The sequence below is a fragment of the Methylocystis suflitae genome (assembly GCF_024448135.1).
Classification (GTDB): domain Bacteria; phylum Pseudomonadota; class Alphaproteobacteria; order Rhizobiales; family Beijerinckiaceae; genus Methylocystis; species Methylocystis suflitae.
Window position 1 is genome coordinate 1 of the sequence record NZ_JAMRYX010000165.1, and the last position, 17033, is coordinate 17033.

The 17033-nt window shown below is 59.9% G+C and carries 16 protein-coding genes; 12 read left to right on the top strand and 4 right to left on the bottom strand.

Annotated elements, in window-relative coordinates:
* The 3 genes from NEI07_RS12295 to NEI07_RS12305 all read right to left on the bottom strand — a co-directional run.
* On the bottom strand, positions 1-1471 hold a 1471-nt coding region (locus NEI07_RS12295), incomplete at its 3' end, for an NHL repeat-containing protein (RefSeq protein ID WP_256034900.1).
* 533 nt (positions 1472-2004) lie between these two features.
* Positions 2005-2232 (bottom strand): GDCCVxC domain-containing (seleno)protein, encoded by a 228-nt coding sequence (locus NEI07_RS12300; RefSeq protein ID WP_256034902.1) that lies wholly within the window; start codon positions 2230-2232, stop codon positions 2005-2007.
* A gap of 1 nt (position 2233) precedes the next feature.
* Positions 2234-2665: a mercury transporter MerT gene (locus NEI07_RS12305; RefSeq protein ID WP_256034904.1), complete on the bottom strand. Its 432-nt coding sequence runs from the start codon at positions 2663-2665 to the stop codon at positions 2234-2236.
* 74 nt (positions 2666-2739) lie between these two features.
* Here NEI07_RS12305 and NEI07_RS12310 point away from each other — a divergent pair, with 74 nt between their 5' ends.
* From NEI07_RS12310 to NEI07_RS12340, 7 genes are all read left to right on the top strand, one after another.
* Positions 2740-3153 carry a MerR family transcriptional regulator gene (locus NEI07_RS12310; protein WP_256034905.1) on the top strand — a complete coding sequence of 138 codons (414 nt, stop codon included), beginning with the start codon at positions 2740-2742 and terminating at the stop codon, positions 3151-3153.
* Positions 3154-3196: 43 nt separating this feature from the next.
* Positions 3197-3832: a class I SAM-dependent methyltransferase gene (locus NEI07_RS12315; protein WP_256034906.1), complete on the top strand. Its 636-nt coding sequence runs from the start codon at positions 3197-3199 to the stop codon at positions 3830-3832.
* A gap of 776 nt (positions 3833-4608) precedes the next feature.
* A complete protein-coding gene (locus NEI07_RS12320) occupies positions 4609-5013 on the top strand; it encodes a FixH family protein (RefSeq protein WP_256034907.1) in 405 nt (134 codons plus the stop codon).
* A 14-nt stretch (positions 5014-5027) separates the two neighbouring features.
* Positions 5028-6272, top strand: a complete 1245-nt coding sequence (locus tag NEI07_RS12325; RefSeq protein WP_256034909.1) for a TolC family protein — start codon at positions 5028-5030, stop codon at positions 6270-6272.
* Positions 6269-7693, top strand: coding sequence for an efflux RND transporter periplasmic adaptor subunit (locus tag NEI07_RS12330; protein WP_256034911.1), 1425 nt, complete (start codon positions 6269-6271; stop codon positions 7691-7693). Before NEI07_RS12325 ends, NEI07_RS12330 begins: the two co-directional genes overlap by 4 nt.
* On the top strand, positions 7690-10851 hold the full coding sequence (locus NEI07_RS12335) for an efflux RND transporter permease subunit (protein WP_256034914.1): 3162 nt from the start codon (positions 7690-7692) through the stop codon (positions 10849-10851). Before NEI07_RS12330 ends, NEI07_RS12335 begins: the two co-directional genes overlap by 4 nt.
* A 609-nt stretch (positions 10852-11460) precedes the next feature.
* Complete coding sequence (locus NEI07_RS12340; RefSeq protein ID WP_256034915.1) at positions 11461-11706, top strand: hypothetical protein; 246 nt, start codon at positions 11461-11463, stop codon at positions 11704-11706.
* A 172-nt stretch (positions 11707-11878) separates the two neighbouring features.
* On the opposite strand, the gene NEI07_RS12345 is transcribed toward NEI07_RS12340, so the two are convergent.
* Positions 11879-12280 (bottom strand): hypothetical protein, encoded by a 402-nt coding sequence (locus tag NEI07_RS12345; RefSeq protein ID WP_256034916.1) that lies wholly within the window; start codon positions 12278-12280, stop codon positions 11879-11881.
* 441 nt (positions 12281-12721) lie between these two features.
* Here NEI07_RS12345 and NEI07_RS12350 point away from each other — a divergent pair, with 441 nt between their 5' ends.
* From NEI07_RS12350 to NEI07_RS19500, 5 genes are all read left to right on the top strand, one after another.
* Positions 12722-13276, top strand: a complete 555-nt coding sequence (locus tag NEI07_RS12350; RefSeq protein ID WP_256034917.1) for a group I truncated hemoglobin — start codon at positions 12722-12724, stop codon at positions 13274-13276.
* A 569-nt stretch (positions 13277-13845) separates the two neighbouring features.
* On the top strand, positions 13846-14223 hold the full coding sequence (locus NEI07_RS19625; protein WP_328516981.1) for a CsbD family protein: 378 nt from the start codon (positions 13846-13848) through the stop codon (positions 14221-14223).
* A 130-nt stretch (positions 14224-14353) separates the two neighbouring features.
* Positions 14354-15703 carry an outer membrane protein assembly factor BamB family protein gene (locus NEI07_RS12360; RefSeq protein ID WP_305123717.1) on the top strand — a complete coding sequence of 450 codons (1350 nt, stop codon included), beginning with the start codon at positions 14354-14356 and terminating at the stop codon, positions 15701-15703.
* 357 nt (positions 15704-16060) lie between these two features.
* A complete protein-coding gene (locus NEI07_RS12365) occupies positions 16061-16345 on the top strand; it encodes a peptidoglycan-binding domain-containing protein (protein WP_256034918.1) in 285 nt (94 codons plus the stop codon).
* Positions 16346-16358: 13 nt separating this feature from the next.
* The gene (locus tag NEI07_RS19500) at positions 16359-16844 is read left to right on the top strand and encodes a peptidoglycan-binding domain-containing protein (protein ID WP_305123718.1); all 486 of its coding nucleotides are present in this window, start codon (positions 16359-16361) and stop codon (positions 16842-16844) included.
* The last annotated feature ends 189 nt before the right edge of the window (positions 16845-17033 follow it).

Below are 17033 nucleotides of genomic sequence, written 5' to 3' on the forward strand. Positions count from 1 at the left end.
GCTTTCCAAGCGAAGGAGCGCAGACTCGCCAGATCGCGACATCGCCCAACGCGCCGCGCACGTTCGCGACGTCCAGGCGATCATCGTAATCGACGAAGTAACTCGCAAGCGGCGGCGCATTGGCTGGTCGCACGAGATCGACGGCGTCGCCTTGCAGACCATTAACGACTGTCGCACCTGTCTTGTTCAGTCGGGCTGCAAGCTCCGGATCGGCGGCGACGCGCAGTTGCTCTCCCGTCGACCAAAGGAAACCTCCGCAAGAATTACGATCGTATTTGCCGGCCGCATCATAACCATAACCAACGGCGACGCCGCCGTTCGCGTTCTGCATCTTTCCAGCGAAGCCGATCGCATATTCATCGGGAGCAGATTGCCATGCGCCGGCCCCGGTTGCGGATGTTGCGGGCGCGTAGCGGAGAACTCGGCCGACGCCGGGCTGTGCGAGCGCGCTAAAATCATAAGCTCCGGTCGGCGCAGCGCGCTCGGCCAGCACCATCCGTTCTTGATCATCGAAGATAATTTTTGAGATTTCGCTGGCGCCCGCGCCCGGCGGAAGAGTGACCTCGATACGCGCGTCTGCTGCGAACGCCCCGTCAGGCGCGAGTCCCACCGACCAAATCTGCAACTGTTCCGCAACTGCGTAGTAAAGCCGGCCCGCATGAACCGCGACGCCAAAAACCCGTCGTTCTGGGGGCGCATATCCCCACGTCGCGGGGTCTTCAGTTCGGAACTGCGCATTGGTGATGTCGAGACGTTTTGTCGAGTCGAATGGCACCGCAGACAAGCTCGCGCGGGGCCGACCTTGCGCGCCGTGATCGTAATGGCTGCTGTCGGCCCCCGTCATGTCGAATCGATGGACCATCCCGGTGCCGCGGTCGGCCACAAACAGGCTGTTCGAAGCGGCGTCAAAAGCGAGTCCGCCGAGCGCGGCTCCCGAGTTCGGCGCCCCGTCGAGCATCACGTTGGCGAATAGGCGCGCCTCCCCAGTTGCGCCATCAATGCGCCAGATCGATCCAGGCCCGCCTTGCAGCGCGTTAGGGCCGAACACGCCAGGCATGAAGCTCGCGCCTGGAGCGCCGTGCTTGGCTCTAACCATGGAGCCGTCGCCGCTCGGACTCGGCGCGACGATCGGAAGCCCGTAAGCAGACGTCGCTGCGACGTAAATGTTGGGCGGTGCCGCATTGTCCAAAGCGACGCCAAAAACTTGACCGATTTGGCCAGCGGTGACTGCGAATGGTTTCGCCGCCTGTAAGAGTTGCGCGCGCGGAGGCGCGCCTGGCGCTTGCAGATCAATCACGCGCAGCGCGGCGCCATTGAGATCAACAAAGGTCTGGTCGGCCGGATCAACCTGCGGCGCGATAAGCGTCGGCGGTTGCGCGCCGGAAAATCCCGTCACCACGGCGTTGCCGTCAGCGAGAATGCCGCTTGCTGTCGCCTGTTGCGCGTACAATGGGCCGTGACTTGCAGCCATCGTGATGATCACCGCGGCGGCAAGTAAACGCCATGTCCAAGGACGCGACGGAAACGCGGCAAAAAACCCTAATGCATTTAAGGCGAATTGCGCTCGGAACATAACGGCGCCTCGCTGAACGATGTGACTGAAATCCCGGGCCCGCCAACTTGAATTCATCCTGCGCCGATTTTATCGGCCGCACAAGCATCAGCGTCATTGTGCCGCATAATCGAAGTAGTGAGAATGGATAGTTTTTCCCCGAGCAAGGCCGCATCGAGCATTATGTCGCAAGAAACTTGCTGATCTTTTCCTCCACCACCTTCCGCTCCCTCCCAAATCGATTGTGGCTTGTTTCGAGTGGGTAATTCACGCAACATCTTTCATGGGCTGGAATCACCCGGCTCGCCAGCTTGATCGACCAGCAGCGCAATCTCGCGCCTCGATACCATACAGCGCCGACGACTCAGATCATGGTCATTGGTCTGCGGCGGGAGGAAACGAGCTTGCCCATATGTGCAGGGGGCTATGGCACCGCAATCGCCGCCGCAATTTTACGCGCCGAAGCAACATTCGGTGGCGTTACCACGCTCTCTCGCTTGCTGTGTTGGCGGGCACGGCAGATCGCCGTAAGAGCAGAAGACGCAGCAGGCGCCCACGTCCGGCTTGAGCAGCGCGCCGCAGCCCTTGCATTCATAGAAGAATTGGCAGGCATCCGTTGGCATCGTCTCCGTCGACTGATGGCCGCACGACGGGCAGGTGATCGTCGAGACGAGTTGCATTTCAACGCCCCCGAACGAGCTTGATGAGCATTGGGTCGATATAGCCCCAGCTTGCTGCCACCAGCACGACGGCCGAGGCGCTTAGGAGCAGCGTCAGTGTTGCGCGTGAGCGTTCCGACGACGTGCAGCTCGAACCCGCAACGCAAGCATCAGGACGCTTCCACCACCATGCGCTCCATCCCCCAACAATGGCCAAGGCGCTGACGGATAGGAACGGGACGCGCCATTCAGCGAGTAATTCAAGGCCGCCGAAAACGCCCGCCCCCGCGCCAACCGCGGCGAGCGCGAGCGGGATGACGCAGCAGGAAGAGGCGATGACCGCCCCGAGACCAGCTACCAACCCCAATGCCGCAAGCCACTTGGGCGCGGCCGGCGAAGCGACGGGAGACGAAGCGTTTGGCGTTGTTTCGTCTGTGGCGCTGTCGATGGTCATGGTTCGCCCTTCCTCGATGGTTGGGCTATCCTGCACCCCGTAGCGGCTACGGGTGCAAGAGAAATAAATCGCGCATGTCCAGGCGGCCATTGACAATTGGAAGGCTTGCGTCGGCGGCGGGCGTCAATCTTGAAACCGTGCGTTATTACGAGCGCATCAAGCTCATGCCGCCGCCGGCGCGGACGGCGAGCGGGCATCGCGCCTATGAAGAAGGCCATATCCGAAGGCTGGCCTTTATTCGCCGCGCTCGCGAACTCGGGTTCAGCATCGAGCAAATCCGCACCCTGTTGGCTCTTGCCGAGCCGACCCGCGCTTCCTGCGCGGAGGTGCAAGAGGTTGCGCAGACGCATCTCGACGAAGTGCGGGCGAAGCTCGCCGATCTCGCCAAACTTGAGCGCATTCTTGCCGAGACGGTCGCCCGCTGTTCTGGCGACCCTGCCCCCACGTGTCCGGTGCTCGATATATTGACGACGCAGAAACGCGCATAATTCCGATTTATACGAAGGAGCAGCTAAGCCTCGAGGAACAGCGATGACACCGACTGACCAGCAAGCGCACTGGGAAAACATTTACACGACCAAGGGCGAGGCCGAAGTTAGCTGGTTTGAGGAAACCCCCAGTGAATCCCTCCGATTGCTCCAGCTTGTCGGCGCGCAGCCGTCATCGGCCATCATAGATGTTGGCGGCGGCGCATCCCGCCTAGTCGACAATCTTCTGGCGCAGGGCTTCGAGAACATCACCGTCCTGGATTTATCGGCCGCCGCGCTCAACTCAGCGCGTGCTCGGCTTGGCGACAAAGGCGAGGCGGTGAAGTGGATCGTCGCCGATGCGACGGAATGGCAGCCGACAGATACATATGACGTCTGGCATGATCGCGCCGCCTTCCACTTCCTGACCAACGAGAAGGTACAGCAGGCCTACATCCAACGGCTCAAGCAGGCGCTCAAGCGCGGCGGTCACTTGATTATCGGGACGTTTGCGCTCGACGGCCCTGAGAAGTGCAGCGGCCTTCCGGTTGCGCGGCACAGCGCTGAAAGCCTTAGCGCGCTCTTAGCGCCTGACTTTGATCTGATTGATAGCCGCCGCCATGAGCACATAACTCCATGGCAGGCAGTGCAGAAATTTCAATTTAGTACTTTCCGTTACAGTTTACGAAACACGATTTAGGCCAACATTCATGGCGGCCCTCGCCGCCTAGCTCAGACAAGCGTCGAAGGTAAAAAGTTGGTGGCGGATGGCTTACGCCGCGCGTCGCCCGCGAGGAACTCGTTATTACTGATCCGGCCGCGCGGCGCGGCAATTACTCTAGGCCGGGTAACCTTGACCGCGATCAGAAAATGAATTGGGCGCGGCGCTTGCCACGGATGTTTGCGGCTGACAGAATGGAGAAATGCTCCGCTGCCTTCGCCTTTTGATCTCTGCGGTTATTCTCACTACAGCTTTAGCTGGGGGCGGAGCTTTTGCCGCGAAGATGAACCATGCCTGCATTGAAATGGGCATGGACGATTGTCCCGGCCACAGCGGCGATGACGGCGCAGCACTCCCCATGTGCGCTGAGATCCTGTGCGGACCAAGTCAAGCAGCGCTTCCGCAGTTTCAACCATTCGTTGATGCCGTTCTTTGGGTGTGTGCGCCGTCGCTAATTCCCTCCGACGACATTGAGCGCGGCGGATTACGAAGTCCGCCAGCTCTTCGACCTCCAATCGTCTAAAGCCGAAAGTCCAATCTCGCTCACGGTAGCGCCGGGAGCAGATTTGGCGCGACCTCAAGCGGTCGCTGCGGCTAGCCCGACGGGGGATCGATATGCACGATCCCATTCCCGCAAGAACCAGCGCCGTTGTCGCATCGATCGCGTGAAGCGCGATGATGTCCCTTATCGGGATTGATCGCAGCTGCGATCCGCCCGACGACCATGCGCATGAATGGGATACGGAGACAATCTGATGATTCTCGTGACTTCGGGCAAGGCGCGCTTATTCGCGCTGGTCGCACTCGCCGCCTTGGGCGTGGCGCCGTTCGCCCGCGCCAACATCAATGATTACGAATTCACTCTTATCGAAAAGGAAATCAAGAAGGGTGACGCAATCATCTCGGTGCGCCTTATTCACAAACCCGACGGCAAGCTCGTTCCTGATGCGGTAATATTCGCGACTCGGCTCGACATGGCTCCTGACGGCATGGAGATGATGACAACCGACATCGAGCGTCTGCCGAGCGGGGAACTCGGCGTCTATCGATTTAAGGCGGCTCTAACGATGCCCGGCAGATGGCGTTTATCGATTGCAGCCAAGCTGCAAGGCGAAGCCGACACGTTCGAAAGCAAGCTGATGCTGAGGGCGTTGCCATGAGGCTGGCGAGCCGAATGCGTCGGCTCGCCATGATCGGCGCAATCACGGCGTCGCCCTGGTTGTTCCAGGCCGAAGCGCAAGAGCGTCAAGTCGAGCGGCGTCAGCTGCCCGGCGCCTCCGTCGAAAGCGTTGTCGCGCTTGCGAAGCAGCTAAGCCCCGAACTGGCTGCGGCCGCACTGGATGCCGATGCGGCAGCGCATAGAGTGGGCGCGGCTGGCGTGCTGGCCGATCCGACGATCACGCTGCAAGCATGGGACGTGAATGGACGCGGCGTCGGCCAACGTTGGATTGGCGCCGAACAGGAATTCAAACTTTGGGGCAAACTCGACCTGGAGCGCGGCGTCGCAGAGGCCGACGCCGAGGCTGCGAGGCATCAGAGTCGCGCTGCCGCCACAGATTTGATCGCCCGCGTCAAAACCGCCTATGCGCAATACGGCGCCGCGCATCGGGCGATCGACCTTTCGCTTGGATTAAAGCGCCGGCTCGACGAAATTCTCGCGCTCCTGCGCTTGCGTTATGGCGCGAGCTCGGTCGACCAGCAGGAAGTGATCAAGGCCGAGATCGAGGCGGCGACGGCTGAAACAGAGGTTGCGCGTCGTCAGGGCGAGGCCAAATCCGCTGCCGCTCGCTTAAACGCCCTGATCGGTCGCGACTCGCTGGCGCCGCTCGCCATTCCCAGAGGCTTTCGACCGCTGAAAACAAGGCTGACGCTCGCCGGCGTTCAGGAGCTCGCGAGAACCGCCAATCCAGCTCTCGCGACGACCAGCGCGCAGGTCCGCGCGGCGACCGGAACTAAAGAACTCACGGACCTGAATTACTACCCAGACGTTACGGTTGGCGCGAACTTCGTGCAGCGCCCCACCGGCGACAATAGCGGCATGTTCACGCTCGGGTTCAAGGTGCCGCTGCAATATGAAGCAAAGGACGCCGAACAGCGCGCCGCCAGTTCACGACTCGGCGCCGCGCAGATGCGCTACGACGCCATCCGAATCCGGCTCGACGGCGATGTCGCCGAAGCGTGGTTCGGGCTGGAGGCGGCGCGCAAGGCGATCCGCATTGTCGAACAACGCCAGCTCAATCCGGCGCGCCTGTCGGTAGAGACGGCGCGAAGCGGCTTTGCGGCCGGGGCCGCCGACTTGGCAACGTCTCTGGAAGCTGAACGACGCCTGCGAGCGATCGAACTCGAAATTCTCAAGCTTAGAGTCGAAGAGCAAGCCAGATACGCTGAGCTTGAACGTCTGGCGGGAGGCTCTCTATGACTCGCCGTCACATCGTTATTCTTTTGGGCTTTGTCGTCGTCGCGGCCAGCCTCGCTTGGCTGGTCGAGGGACGTTTCAAATGGGTCAAACCTGTAGGAACGCTGGGCGACGCCGGGTCTGGTATCTCGGGTAAGCCGCCTGCAACGACAGGCCCGATCATTTACTACCGGGATCCCGACGGTCGCCCAGCCTATTCCTCGACGCCCAAGAAAACTTCGGCGGGAAGAGATTATCTGCCGGTGCGCGCGGGCGAGGACATCAGCTTCGAGGACAGGCCGCTTCCAGGCGCCGCCGAGAGAGGCGGCGGGCGGCGCGTGCGCTTCTATCGCAATCCAATGGGCCTGCCCGACACTTCCCCCGTTCCCAAGAAGGACGCGATGGGAATGGATTACATACCGGTCTACGAGGACGAGGCGGAGAACGGCGCGACCATCACGATCAGCCCAGGAAAACTGCAAAAGACCGGCGTTCGCTCCGAACCCGTCGCGCGTCGAACGCTAAACGTCCCAGTTCGAGCGACGGGAAGGATCGAGTTCGATCCGAGCCGCATCTCTGTCGTCTCCCTGCGCTTCGAAGGCTTCATCGAATCGGTCGGGAGGTTCGCGGAGGGCGATTACGTTCGCAAGGGCCAGACGCTGATGCGCGTGTATGGGCCGAATCTTTCGAGCGCAGCCGCCGAATATGTCGCCGTCCTCAACATGCGGCGTGGCGGCGGGATCGACGCCCAGCGTTTGGAGGGAGCCAAGCGGCGGCTCGTCAATCTCGGCCTCGACGAAAGCGCCATCGGCGTGATCGGGCGCGCCCGCAGCGTTCCACGTGTGATTGCATGGCCCGCACCGCAAGACGGCCATGTCCTGGAGCGGGCGGCGATTAACGGCATGCGCGCCGCGCCAGGCGACATGCTGTTTCGCATCGTTGATCATTCCGTGGTCTGGGTCTTGGCTGACATCGCCGAGCGGGACATCGGCTTGATTGCGCCTGGACAAAAGGTCGACGTGCGGCCAAGAGCGTATTCCGATCGAGCCTTCAAGGGGCAGGTCGCGCTGATTTATCCGCATCTCAATATGGAAACGCGCACGGCGCGCGTCAGGATCGAACTGCCGAACCCCGACGGGCTGTTGCGGGGAGATATGTATGCCGAGGTCGAGATTGCCGCCGGCGTAAACGAAAAAGTGCTAACCGCACCCGAAAGCGCCGTTATCGACACCGGTAAGCGGCAAGTGGCGATTGTCGACAAGGGCGACGGGCGTTTCGAGCCGCGCGAAGTCAAGATCGGCCGGCGCGGCGAAGGCTTCGTCGAAATCAAGAGCGGCGTGAGCGAAAACGAACGCGTGGTTACGGCCGCGAACTTCCTCATCGACGCCGAAAGCAATTTGAAGGCGGCGCTACGAGCTCTCGATCGAGGGGAGGCGGGCAAGTGATCGCCCGTCTCATCGCCTGGTCGGCGCGCAACCTTTTGCTCATATTCGTGGGCGCCGCCTTCGCGGTCGCAGGAGGCGTCTATGCCTTGCGCACATTGCCACTCGACGCCATTCCCGATCTCTCCGATGTGCAAGCGATCGTTTATACGGAATATCCGGGCCAGGCGCCGCAAGTCGTCGAGGATCAAGTCACTTATCCGCTCACCAGTTCGATGTTGACCGTTCCGCGCTCCAAAGTGGTGCGCGGATTTTCATTCTTCGGCGTATCCTTCGTCTATGTCATCTTCGAGGATGGCGTCGACATTTATTGGGCGCGCTCGCGCGTCCTCGAATATTTGAGCGCGGCGAGTAAGAGATTGCCGGCGGGCGTGACGCCTGTTCTTGGTCCCGATGCGACGGGCGTCGGCTGGGTCTATCAATATGCGCTCATCGCCAAGGATATGACGCTCGCCGAATTGCGCTCGATCCAGGACTGGACGATCCGCTACGGCCTCGCCAAGGCCGAAGGCGTCGCTGAGATTGCGAGCGTCGGCGGCTTCGTCAAGCAGTATAATGTCGTTGTCGATCCTAACCGACTGCGCGCGCTCGGCATTCCACTGTCGAAAGTGCGCGGCGCCATCCGCGCCAGCAATGCCGATGTCGGCGGCCGCACGGTCGAACTTTCCGAATTTGAATTCATTGTGCGTGGACGAGGCTATCTGCGCAGCGTGAGCGACCTGGAAAGTATTGTCCTGCGCGTCGAAAACGGCACGCCACTTCTCCTGAAGGATGTCGCGCGCGTCGAACTCGGCCCCGACGAGCGGCGTGGCGTCACCGAACTCAATGGCGAGGGCGAGGTTGCGAGCGGCATCGCGCTACAGCGTTATGGCGCCAATGCGCTCACAGTGATCGACAATGTCAAATCGGCCCTTGCGCAGATGGCGACAAGCTTGCCGAAGGGCGTTGAGATCGTCTCGGTTTACGACCGCTCCCAGCTCATTCATGCAGCCATCGAGACGCTCAGAAGCACACTCGTCGAAGAAGGCGTCATTGTCGCTCTCGTCTGCGTCGTCTTTCTAATGCATGTGCGCAGCGCGCTCGTCGCCATCATCATGCTTCCCATTGGCGTATTAATGGCTTTCGCCGCGATGAAGGCGCTGGGAATCGGCTCGAACATCATGAGTTTGGGCGGCATCGCCATCGCTATAGGCGCAATGGTTGACGCCGCCATCGTCATGATCGAGAACGCGCATAAGCATCTGGAGCGCGCACCGCCCGACAAGCGGCGGATCGAGATATTGATCGATGCTGCGACCGAGGTTGGCCCCGCGCTGTTCTTCAGCCTGTTGATCATTACGGTTTCGTTCCTGCCCATCTTCACGCTCGAAGCGCAAGAGGGGCGTCTGTTCAGCCCGCTCGCCTTCACCAAGACGTTCGCCATGGCGGCGGCGGCGCTTCTTTCCGTGACGCTCGTGCCGGCGCTGATGGTCGTCTTCGTGCGCGGAAAAATTATTCCCGAGGCGAGGAACCCCATCAATCGCGCGCTCATCTGGCTCTATCGCCCGATCATACGTCTGGTGCTCAAAGCGAAAGTCGCCACTATTCTGCTGGCGCTGGGAGCGCTAGCGCTGACCATCATTCCGGCCCGCCAGCTCGGAGCCGAATTCATGCCGGCTCTCAATGAAGGCGCGCTCCTTTACATGCCAACGACGCTGCCGGGGCTCTCTGTCACCAAGGCCGCAGAGCTCCTGCAAACGCAGGACCGCATCATCAAATCCTTCCCCGAGGTTCAGTCCGCCTATGGCAAGGCTGGGCGCGCTTCCACCGCAACCGATCCGGCGCCGCTCGAAATGTCAGAGACCGTCATCCAGTTGAAGCCGAAGGATCAGTGGCGTTCTGGAATGACGATCGACAAGCTCATTGCGGAAATGGACGCGGCGCTGCAATTTCCCGGCGTGTCGAACGCCTGGACCATGCCGATCCGAAACAGGATCGACATGCTGGCGACGGGGATCAGAACGCCGATCGGCGTCAAGATTTTCGGCCGCGATCTGTCGCAAATGGAGGGGCTGGCGCGCCAAGTCGAGTCCGTCCTGAAGCGCGTGCCCGGAACTTCGAGCGCCTACGCCGAACGCGTCATCGGCGGCTATTATCTCGATATTGTTCCCGACCGCGCCATGCTCGCGCGCTACGGCCTCATGATCGGCGACTTGCAGGAGGTTGTCGCGACGGCGCTTGGCGGCGAGACGATAACAACGACCGTCGAGGGGCGTGAACGCTACGGCGTCAATATTCGCTATCCGCGCGACTACCGTTCTGATCCGAGAGCGATCGCCAGCGAAGTGCTGGCGCCCTTGCCTGGCGGCGGGACGGTTCCGCTTGGCGAGGTGGCGAGGGTCGAACTCGTTCGTGGTCCAACTTCGATCCGCACCGAAAACGGGCAGCTCGCGGTTTACATCTTCGTCGATATCCGGGATCGCGATCTTGGCGGCTATGTCGCGGAAGCGCGCAAATCGGTCCTCGAGGCGATCGAGTTCCCGCCCGGCTCCTATGTCACCTGGAGCGGCCAGTTCGAATATCTTGAGCGCGCAGACGCGCGCATGCGGATCGTCGTGCCCCTGACGCTGCTCATGATCTTCCTGCTGCTCTATCTGAATTTCCGCCGCTTGACCGAGACATTGATTGTCATGCTGTCGCTGCCGTTCGCGCTGGTCGGCGGCGTGTGGCTGATGTGGTGGTTGAACTTCAACCTGTCCGTCGCAGTGGCGGTGGGCTTCATCGCGCTCGCCGGCGTCGCCGCCGAAACCGGCGTCGTCATGCTGATTTATCTCGACCAAGCGATGCGCGAAATCAAGACTGCACGTAACGTCTCGCACGCTGCGTTCACGAGAGCCGATTTGCATGAGGCGATCATGCTCGGCGCTGTCGAACGTGTGCGGCCGAAGATGATGACGGTTGTCGCGATCATGGCGGGGCTCGTGCCGATCCTCTGGAGCACGGGCGCAGGATCAGAAGTTATGCAGCGTATCGCCGTTCCGATGATTGGCGGGATGGTGTCTTCGACGGCTCTGACGCTCATCGTCATCCCGGCGATCTATGCGCTGATCAAGGGGTTTGGCCTGCCTCAAATAGGAGAGGTCAAACAGGAGTTGGAAGGAACTATCCACGCAGCTCCATAGAGTAGTGCACAACAATCTGTACAGGAGGAAAAACCAATGCTTAGAATTTCCATTGCCTTGTCGGCGATGCTGGCCCTATCCGTTCCTGCGATGGCCCAAGAGCTTTTCCAGGAGCAAGATCCGCAGACTCATGGGATGGTCCCTGGCGGACACGGGAGGCACATGCATCGCGATTGGAGCGCGCCGGGTCAACACAGACATAATGTGTGCTGGCATCTCCATCATGGAAGATGGGTGTGGGTTTGCCGCTGACGGGAGAGCTTCGAAATAAGGCGCGCGCTCAATGCGAAGCCGCGCATAGATAATCTCGGTCGACGATAATCGAACGGCCCGACAGCCGATCTACTGTCGGGTCGTGCAGGAATCCGCATTGCTTACAATCCGAGCAAGTTGAAAACCAAATCCGGATGACCCTGAGCGACGACATCGCCTGGGCAGGACAATTCGCTGACGACAGTTTCGTGGTCACGACAGGCGAGCAAAGCTTGGTTTCTGTACGCGCAAATGCGCGGGGATGCAGAGCGAGCGGCGACGATCGACGTTGCGCAACGGGTGCCTAAATCAATTACGATGATGCCGTTTCCGACGGCGTAAGGAAGGATGACCCGCGTGGCTCACGAGCACCCGTATGATCGCGCCCGCGACGGCGGCCGCGCTCCCGACGCTACGCACAAAGAGCCGTCCCATGCGGCGGACGTCATCTACACATGTCCGATACATCCGCAGATTCGCCAGGTCGGACCCGGCAATTGTCCGGGCCTCCATGTCCCGCGCGGCAAATTATTCCCCACGCTCGAAATCGCTCGTGCGATCGTCGAAGGGTTCAAGGGCGCCAATGAGGCTGAAGAAAATTGAAAAGATTCCGCTTCTCTGGAGATCGGATAGACTCGCGCCGTCTGATATTAGTTCGCATGATCAGATAGCACTCGCGCATCTTATTGAAGGTGAGCGGGACTACAGTGCGACGAATTTTTCAGAGAGTGAGCGGCGAGATTCTTTTGGCGCTCTCCGAGGGCAAAATCTTTTCTTAGTCGCAAGATTCGTCGTCGAGCAGAATTTCGTATTCAACGGTGCTCCGTAGCCGGCGCTTCCCGTCCAAGGGAACGACGCACGCCCGGGCCTCATCGAAGTAGAACACCGTCCAGCCGGGTAATTCGGCCTTGACGGCGCGAGCAATGGCGAGGCCTTCGGCGGAAAAATTCGTCCAGTCGCTTTCTCGGTGGAGCCGGTTTTCTTCTTCGACCGCATCCTCGATCGCCTCATAGTGCGCCTGCCAGCAGCGAAGGCGCTCGACGAGCGCAGGTGAGATCGGCAATTCCTCGGCCCCACAGGAATTTCCCTCGATATCCCACACCCCATCGCAAGAATAGTCAGCCATGACGCGAACCCAGCGATGGCGATTAAGCAGGTCTCCGTGGATTTCGCTCATGTGCGCCTTCTGTCTTATCCTCGAAACCGTGAGCCTTATTCAGTTATGGACAGTCCTGCTTTAGCGTACAACGCACAGGAATCCGTAGATTGGTTCACACCCCGCGTGTGCGGGGAACGCGGGTATGTGGTGAGATCAAAGGTTCACCGTCTACGGCAAACTCCATAGCTTTAGAAGGCCGCGGGACGGCGCAGCAGACCATTGGCTTCTCGGTCAGCACGAGCAAGGCTTGCGCGCCAATCATCAGGTCGAGAATTCGCATCAGCCTGTTCGACCACGGAAGCGCAAAGGCGTGGTCCCCGTGACATGAGGGCGTTTGCGATCGCCCTTGGACCACTTGTTGTTCCTACGCGGGCGTTTGGAGATAGTACCGAGCTTCGAGGAACTATCTTTGTCTGAGGCGCGTTGCGTCATTGTTATCTATAGGCAAGGAAATTGATCATGGAACAGGCTGTTTCGACCTCTGTCACCAGACGAAGCGTGGTCACAGCGCTTGCGCTGGCCGCAGCCCCGGTCGCTCTATCTGTGGGAGCGGATAACGCGTACGCGCAGGCCAAGCAATCCACGCCTGAGAAAAGCTTATATGAGCGGCTGGGCGGCGTCTTCGCCATCGCGGCCGTGGTAGATCACTTCAGTGACGCCGTCGTGAAGAATCCCATCGTCGGCCAGAAGTCCAAGAATCCGCAGCTGCGGGAATGGCACACCAAGAACCTCGGACGGCTGCCCGGACTCAAGTTCATGCGGACGCTGTGGGTTTGCAACGTTTCGGGTGGGCCCTACCAATTCACGGCCACCAAGCCCGGCACGAAACCGCTCGGTCTTGAGGAGGCCCATCGGGATCTCCGGATCTCGCCAGCAGAATTTGATGAGGTCGCAGCGGAACTCGGACGGACCCTCGACTTCTTCAAGGTCCCGAAGAAGGAGAAGGGCGAAGTCCTGGCAGCCTTCGCCGCCCACAAAGACGAGGTCACCGCTGGCTACGGTAGCGGTCGCTAAGCGCGGCTGAAGCTGTGTTTACCAGTCTAGCGGATAAAATCTGACGATTGAGTGGGACTGAGCGTGTCAATTACTCACACGACTTTCAAACCGAGCCCTGCATAGTTCAGCCCGGCACGCTTAAAGTTCGCGGCTCCTGACGATCGGTCGTCGCGGAACAGCTCCACGCTATAATTTGGGCGCCATGACTCCACGCAAAACGACCCTCGAACGGGCATTTGAATTAGCGGGCTCTGGCGCGTGCAAGAATGTCACCGATCTAATAAAACGCCTCGATCGCGACGGCTGTGAAAGCCGTCAAATACAAGGCCCTCTTCTCAAAAAGCAGCTTGCGGGTTTGATCGAAGAGGCAAAACAACGCTCACGCCAACCAATCCCTGATGACCAGGAACGGTCGCAGACGTGCGCGGTGACATTGCATGGGAGGGGCCTTCCAAGCCGCCATTCCGACGCGGACAGATGCTCGATTTATTTGCCACCGCAACCTTTGGAACAATCACAAATACCACGCTGTTTTAGCCTCAGTCAGGAAGTGGGTGCTGAGCGCCTATTAAATGGGAGGAACAGCTATGTCGCTCATCCATGTAGCACGTGGCGGGATTTTAACGGTCTGCGCCACCTTTGCCTTCAGCGCGGCGTGTTTCGCAGAACAACATGTTTCCGATACGCAGAAATGGGCGCCGCCAAATGTTGTCGGTATGCCGGGCTACAGTCCACAAGCCCCGAAACCGGCCGTGCGTCAGACGATAACCAACTGGAATGTCATCTCCGGCGGCTGGAAACAATTTTCCGGTAAGGTCAAGGAGCAATGGGGCCGTCTCACGGATGACGAGCTTGTGGAGATCAACGGCAAACGTGAAAGTTTGGAAGGGGCGCTCCAGCAGAAATACGGATATACGCCGGACGAAGCAAAGAGAGAAGTTGATAGCTGGATTTCGCGTAACTGAGACATCAGTGCGGTGGGGGCCGGCATGCAGACGTGGCAGTTCAAATTGAATGGCGAGATCGAAATTTCTGTCCCTCGCGACCGCACCGGCAGCCAGGGACCTCGTGTTGTGTCGCGCGGGAGAGTGGAATATGCATGTTCGAACCGACATTTGGAACCAGTTCGGTGGCAACCCCGCGGGTAGCGGCTTTCGTGCCGTTCAGACCTCGGAAAGAATGCAAATAGACTGGCAAAGCCCCCTCCCAGCTTCCCCCGGCACGAGCAGCCCTGTCATCGGGCCGGATGGAACGATTTATGTTGGCACCCTCAACGGTCGGCTCTTAGCGATCGACCCCGAGGGGGGAAATTTGAAGTGGAACGTCGAGATCGCCGAATACCACTACGTGGTACAAACGCCAGCGGTGGCTGACGACGGCACCGTCTACTGTCTTTGCACGTCCACAGCACTCGTCCATGATCATCGCACGCCACGCGTGAAGGGTATGCCCAGCTTTGTTATTTCCGTAGGCTCCAACGGAGTGATTCGCTGGCGGGTGCCGATCGAGACTCTCTCCGATTTGTTCGGAACCGTGAATTGTAGCCTTTTCGGCGCACCTCGGATTCTGTCGGGACCGCAAGGCAGCGCTCGAGTTATCTTCGCCCTGCGTTACGAGCTCGTTGTGTCATACGAGGAAGTTTCCGGTGATCCGGAGAGCCGAGGCCCACTGTTCGTGCGCGTACTGGCGATCGTCGACGAGAGCGGCAGATTTTTGCTATTCGAGCCGTATGAGGAGCTCAAGCTCTTCGTTGATGCGCATGGGGGCGGTGGCTTCGACACTACCGCCCACCTCGGGGATCCACCGTTCAAAGAACCAGAACCCTGTGCCGACACGCCCGTTGTCTTTGGGTCATTTCCGGCGCGGGAACCGTGGGCGATAATCGCAGCCGGCGAAAAGGGACTTTATCAGATCACGTGGGACGCGCGTGAAAGCGTCCTGGTCGGATCGCCTAAGCACTTCCCGCTCGCGCAGCCGTTCCCTGCGCCGGTCGCCTTCCCAAACCGGCTCCTCGTTGGTTTGACACGCGTTGACGTGACCTTGATCGATAGCGACACGTTCAGCAAGCTTTTGCCCAAGGCGACGAAGCTAGGTGGCATAGCAACGGTCGCTGGCGGCCTACGCCAGATGTACTTCCTTTTTCGCTATGGCGCGTTGTTTGTAGTCGATAGCAACGGCGCGGTGCCGGTTAAGAACTTCGCATTAGAGGGCAAGAGCGTCGCGTTCCCGGCGCTCTCGGCCAACCACGTCCACATCGTGACAACGCAGGGATTCACGAAATTCTCGCTGGATCTTCATTGGAGCGCCAGTAACAATCTCTTATTTGACGCTCCGCATGCAGGTTTGTCCTCGCCTGCAATCGGACCCAGCGGCGAGGTTTACGTTGTCGGCGGCCCGAACTTCGCCGTGGCTCCGAGCCTTTTCCGGTTTACATCGGAGCGGTGACAGGCCTTGCTGAAGTATTCAATGCTCACCAAGAGCTATCAGGGGGCGATGTCTGAATCTGGCGCTAAGCTGACTCTCAAACACCAAACCTGTTTAGGCTTCGATCAAACACTCAGTCATTGGCGCCCCGATGGTGCAAGCAATGAGGAAGCGGCCAAACCGCGTTGAGCTGCGCACTCTAAAGCGTTGCCTAGAGATTTAGATCCGCGAGCTCGGCGGAAATGTTCGTGTCGCAACTGAAGCAGCGTCAGCCGATTTCCGCGCATCCTCACCAATTTGCATGATCACAACCGCGCTGAGCGGACTAAGATGTGTCAGTGGCTCACGAGCGGCGTGCAAATGAGAGGACGACGGATCATGACGCAGGTCGCAGTAAATATGAAAACAATCGACCTCCGGAAGGCCGAACTGCAGCCAGTCGCGGGCGACGACATCAAGACGCTGCAGGCCCTACTAAATCTCTTCCTCACCGCCGGCGATGTCGGCGAGGATGGCAGTCCGATCCTGCCCCTGGTTCTGGACGGGACAGCCGGCGCGAATACCAAGCAGGCGCTGCTAGCCTTCCAAACGGCGGCCCATCTCGCCACGGACGCCATCGTCGGCCCGCTGACCTGGAGGAAGCTCATCGAGCAAGATTTCTAAACGCGAGCGACCGATGAACGAAGGGAAACTCGACATGCCGGCGACGATCAAACTAGGCGATACCGGAGATGACGTGAAGCGACTTCAGCGAGTCTTCGCGCGCAACAAGGCTTTAGCACAGGAAGACGTAGACGGAGTCTTCGGACCGCGCACGGAACAGGCGGTGAAGGACTTCCAGCAATCGAACGGACTGGTCGCGGACGGCGTAGTCGGTCCTATCACATGGAGCCACGTGCACCCGTATCGCGAGGCCTCACCGACGCTTCAGGCCGCATCCTCAGGGCCGGTGGTGGCCATGCTGCAAGGCGTGCTCAAGACGGGCTTTGGTTACGCTGGCGCGATCGACGGCATTTTCGGCCCCACGACCGAGAACGTCGTCCGTCAATACCAGACCAACTCCGGGCTCCCAGTCACCGGCGTCATGGACGAGCGGACCTGGATGGCTCCCGCGGGCGCCGCCGGAGCAACGCTCGAGAGCCTCTCTGGTCTTATCCTTTAATCGTGGTTCATGCCTGCCGAACTGGTAGCGCGGCCCGCGTTGACCGCCGTCGCTATCTTTCAGCCGAGGCTCATAGATTTTTTATTTCCATTAATATCGCGGGGAGGCATCGTAGTGTCTGGCAGCATCAGCCCTTGGCCAGTGGTCAAAACCGGCTCCAGCGAACATCCCATCAAGACGCTGCAATAT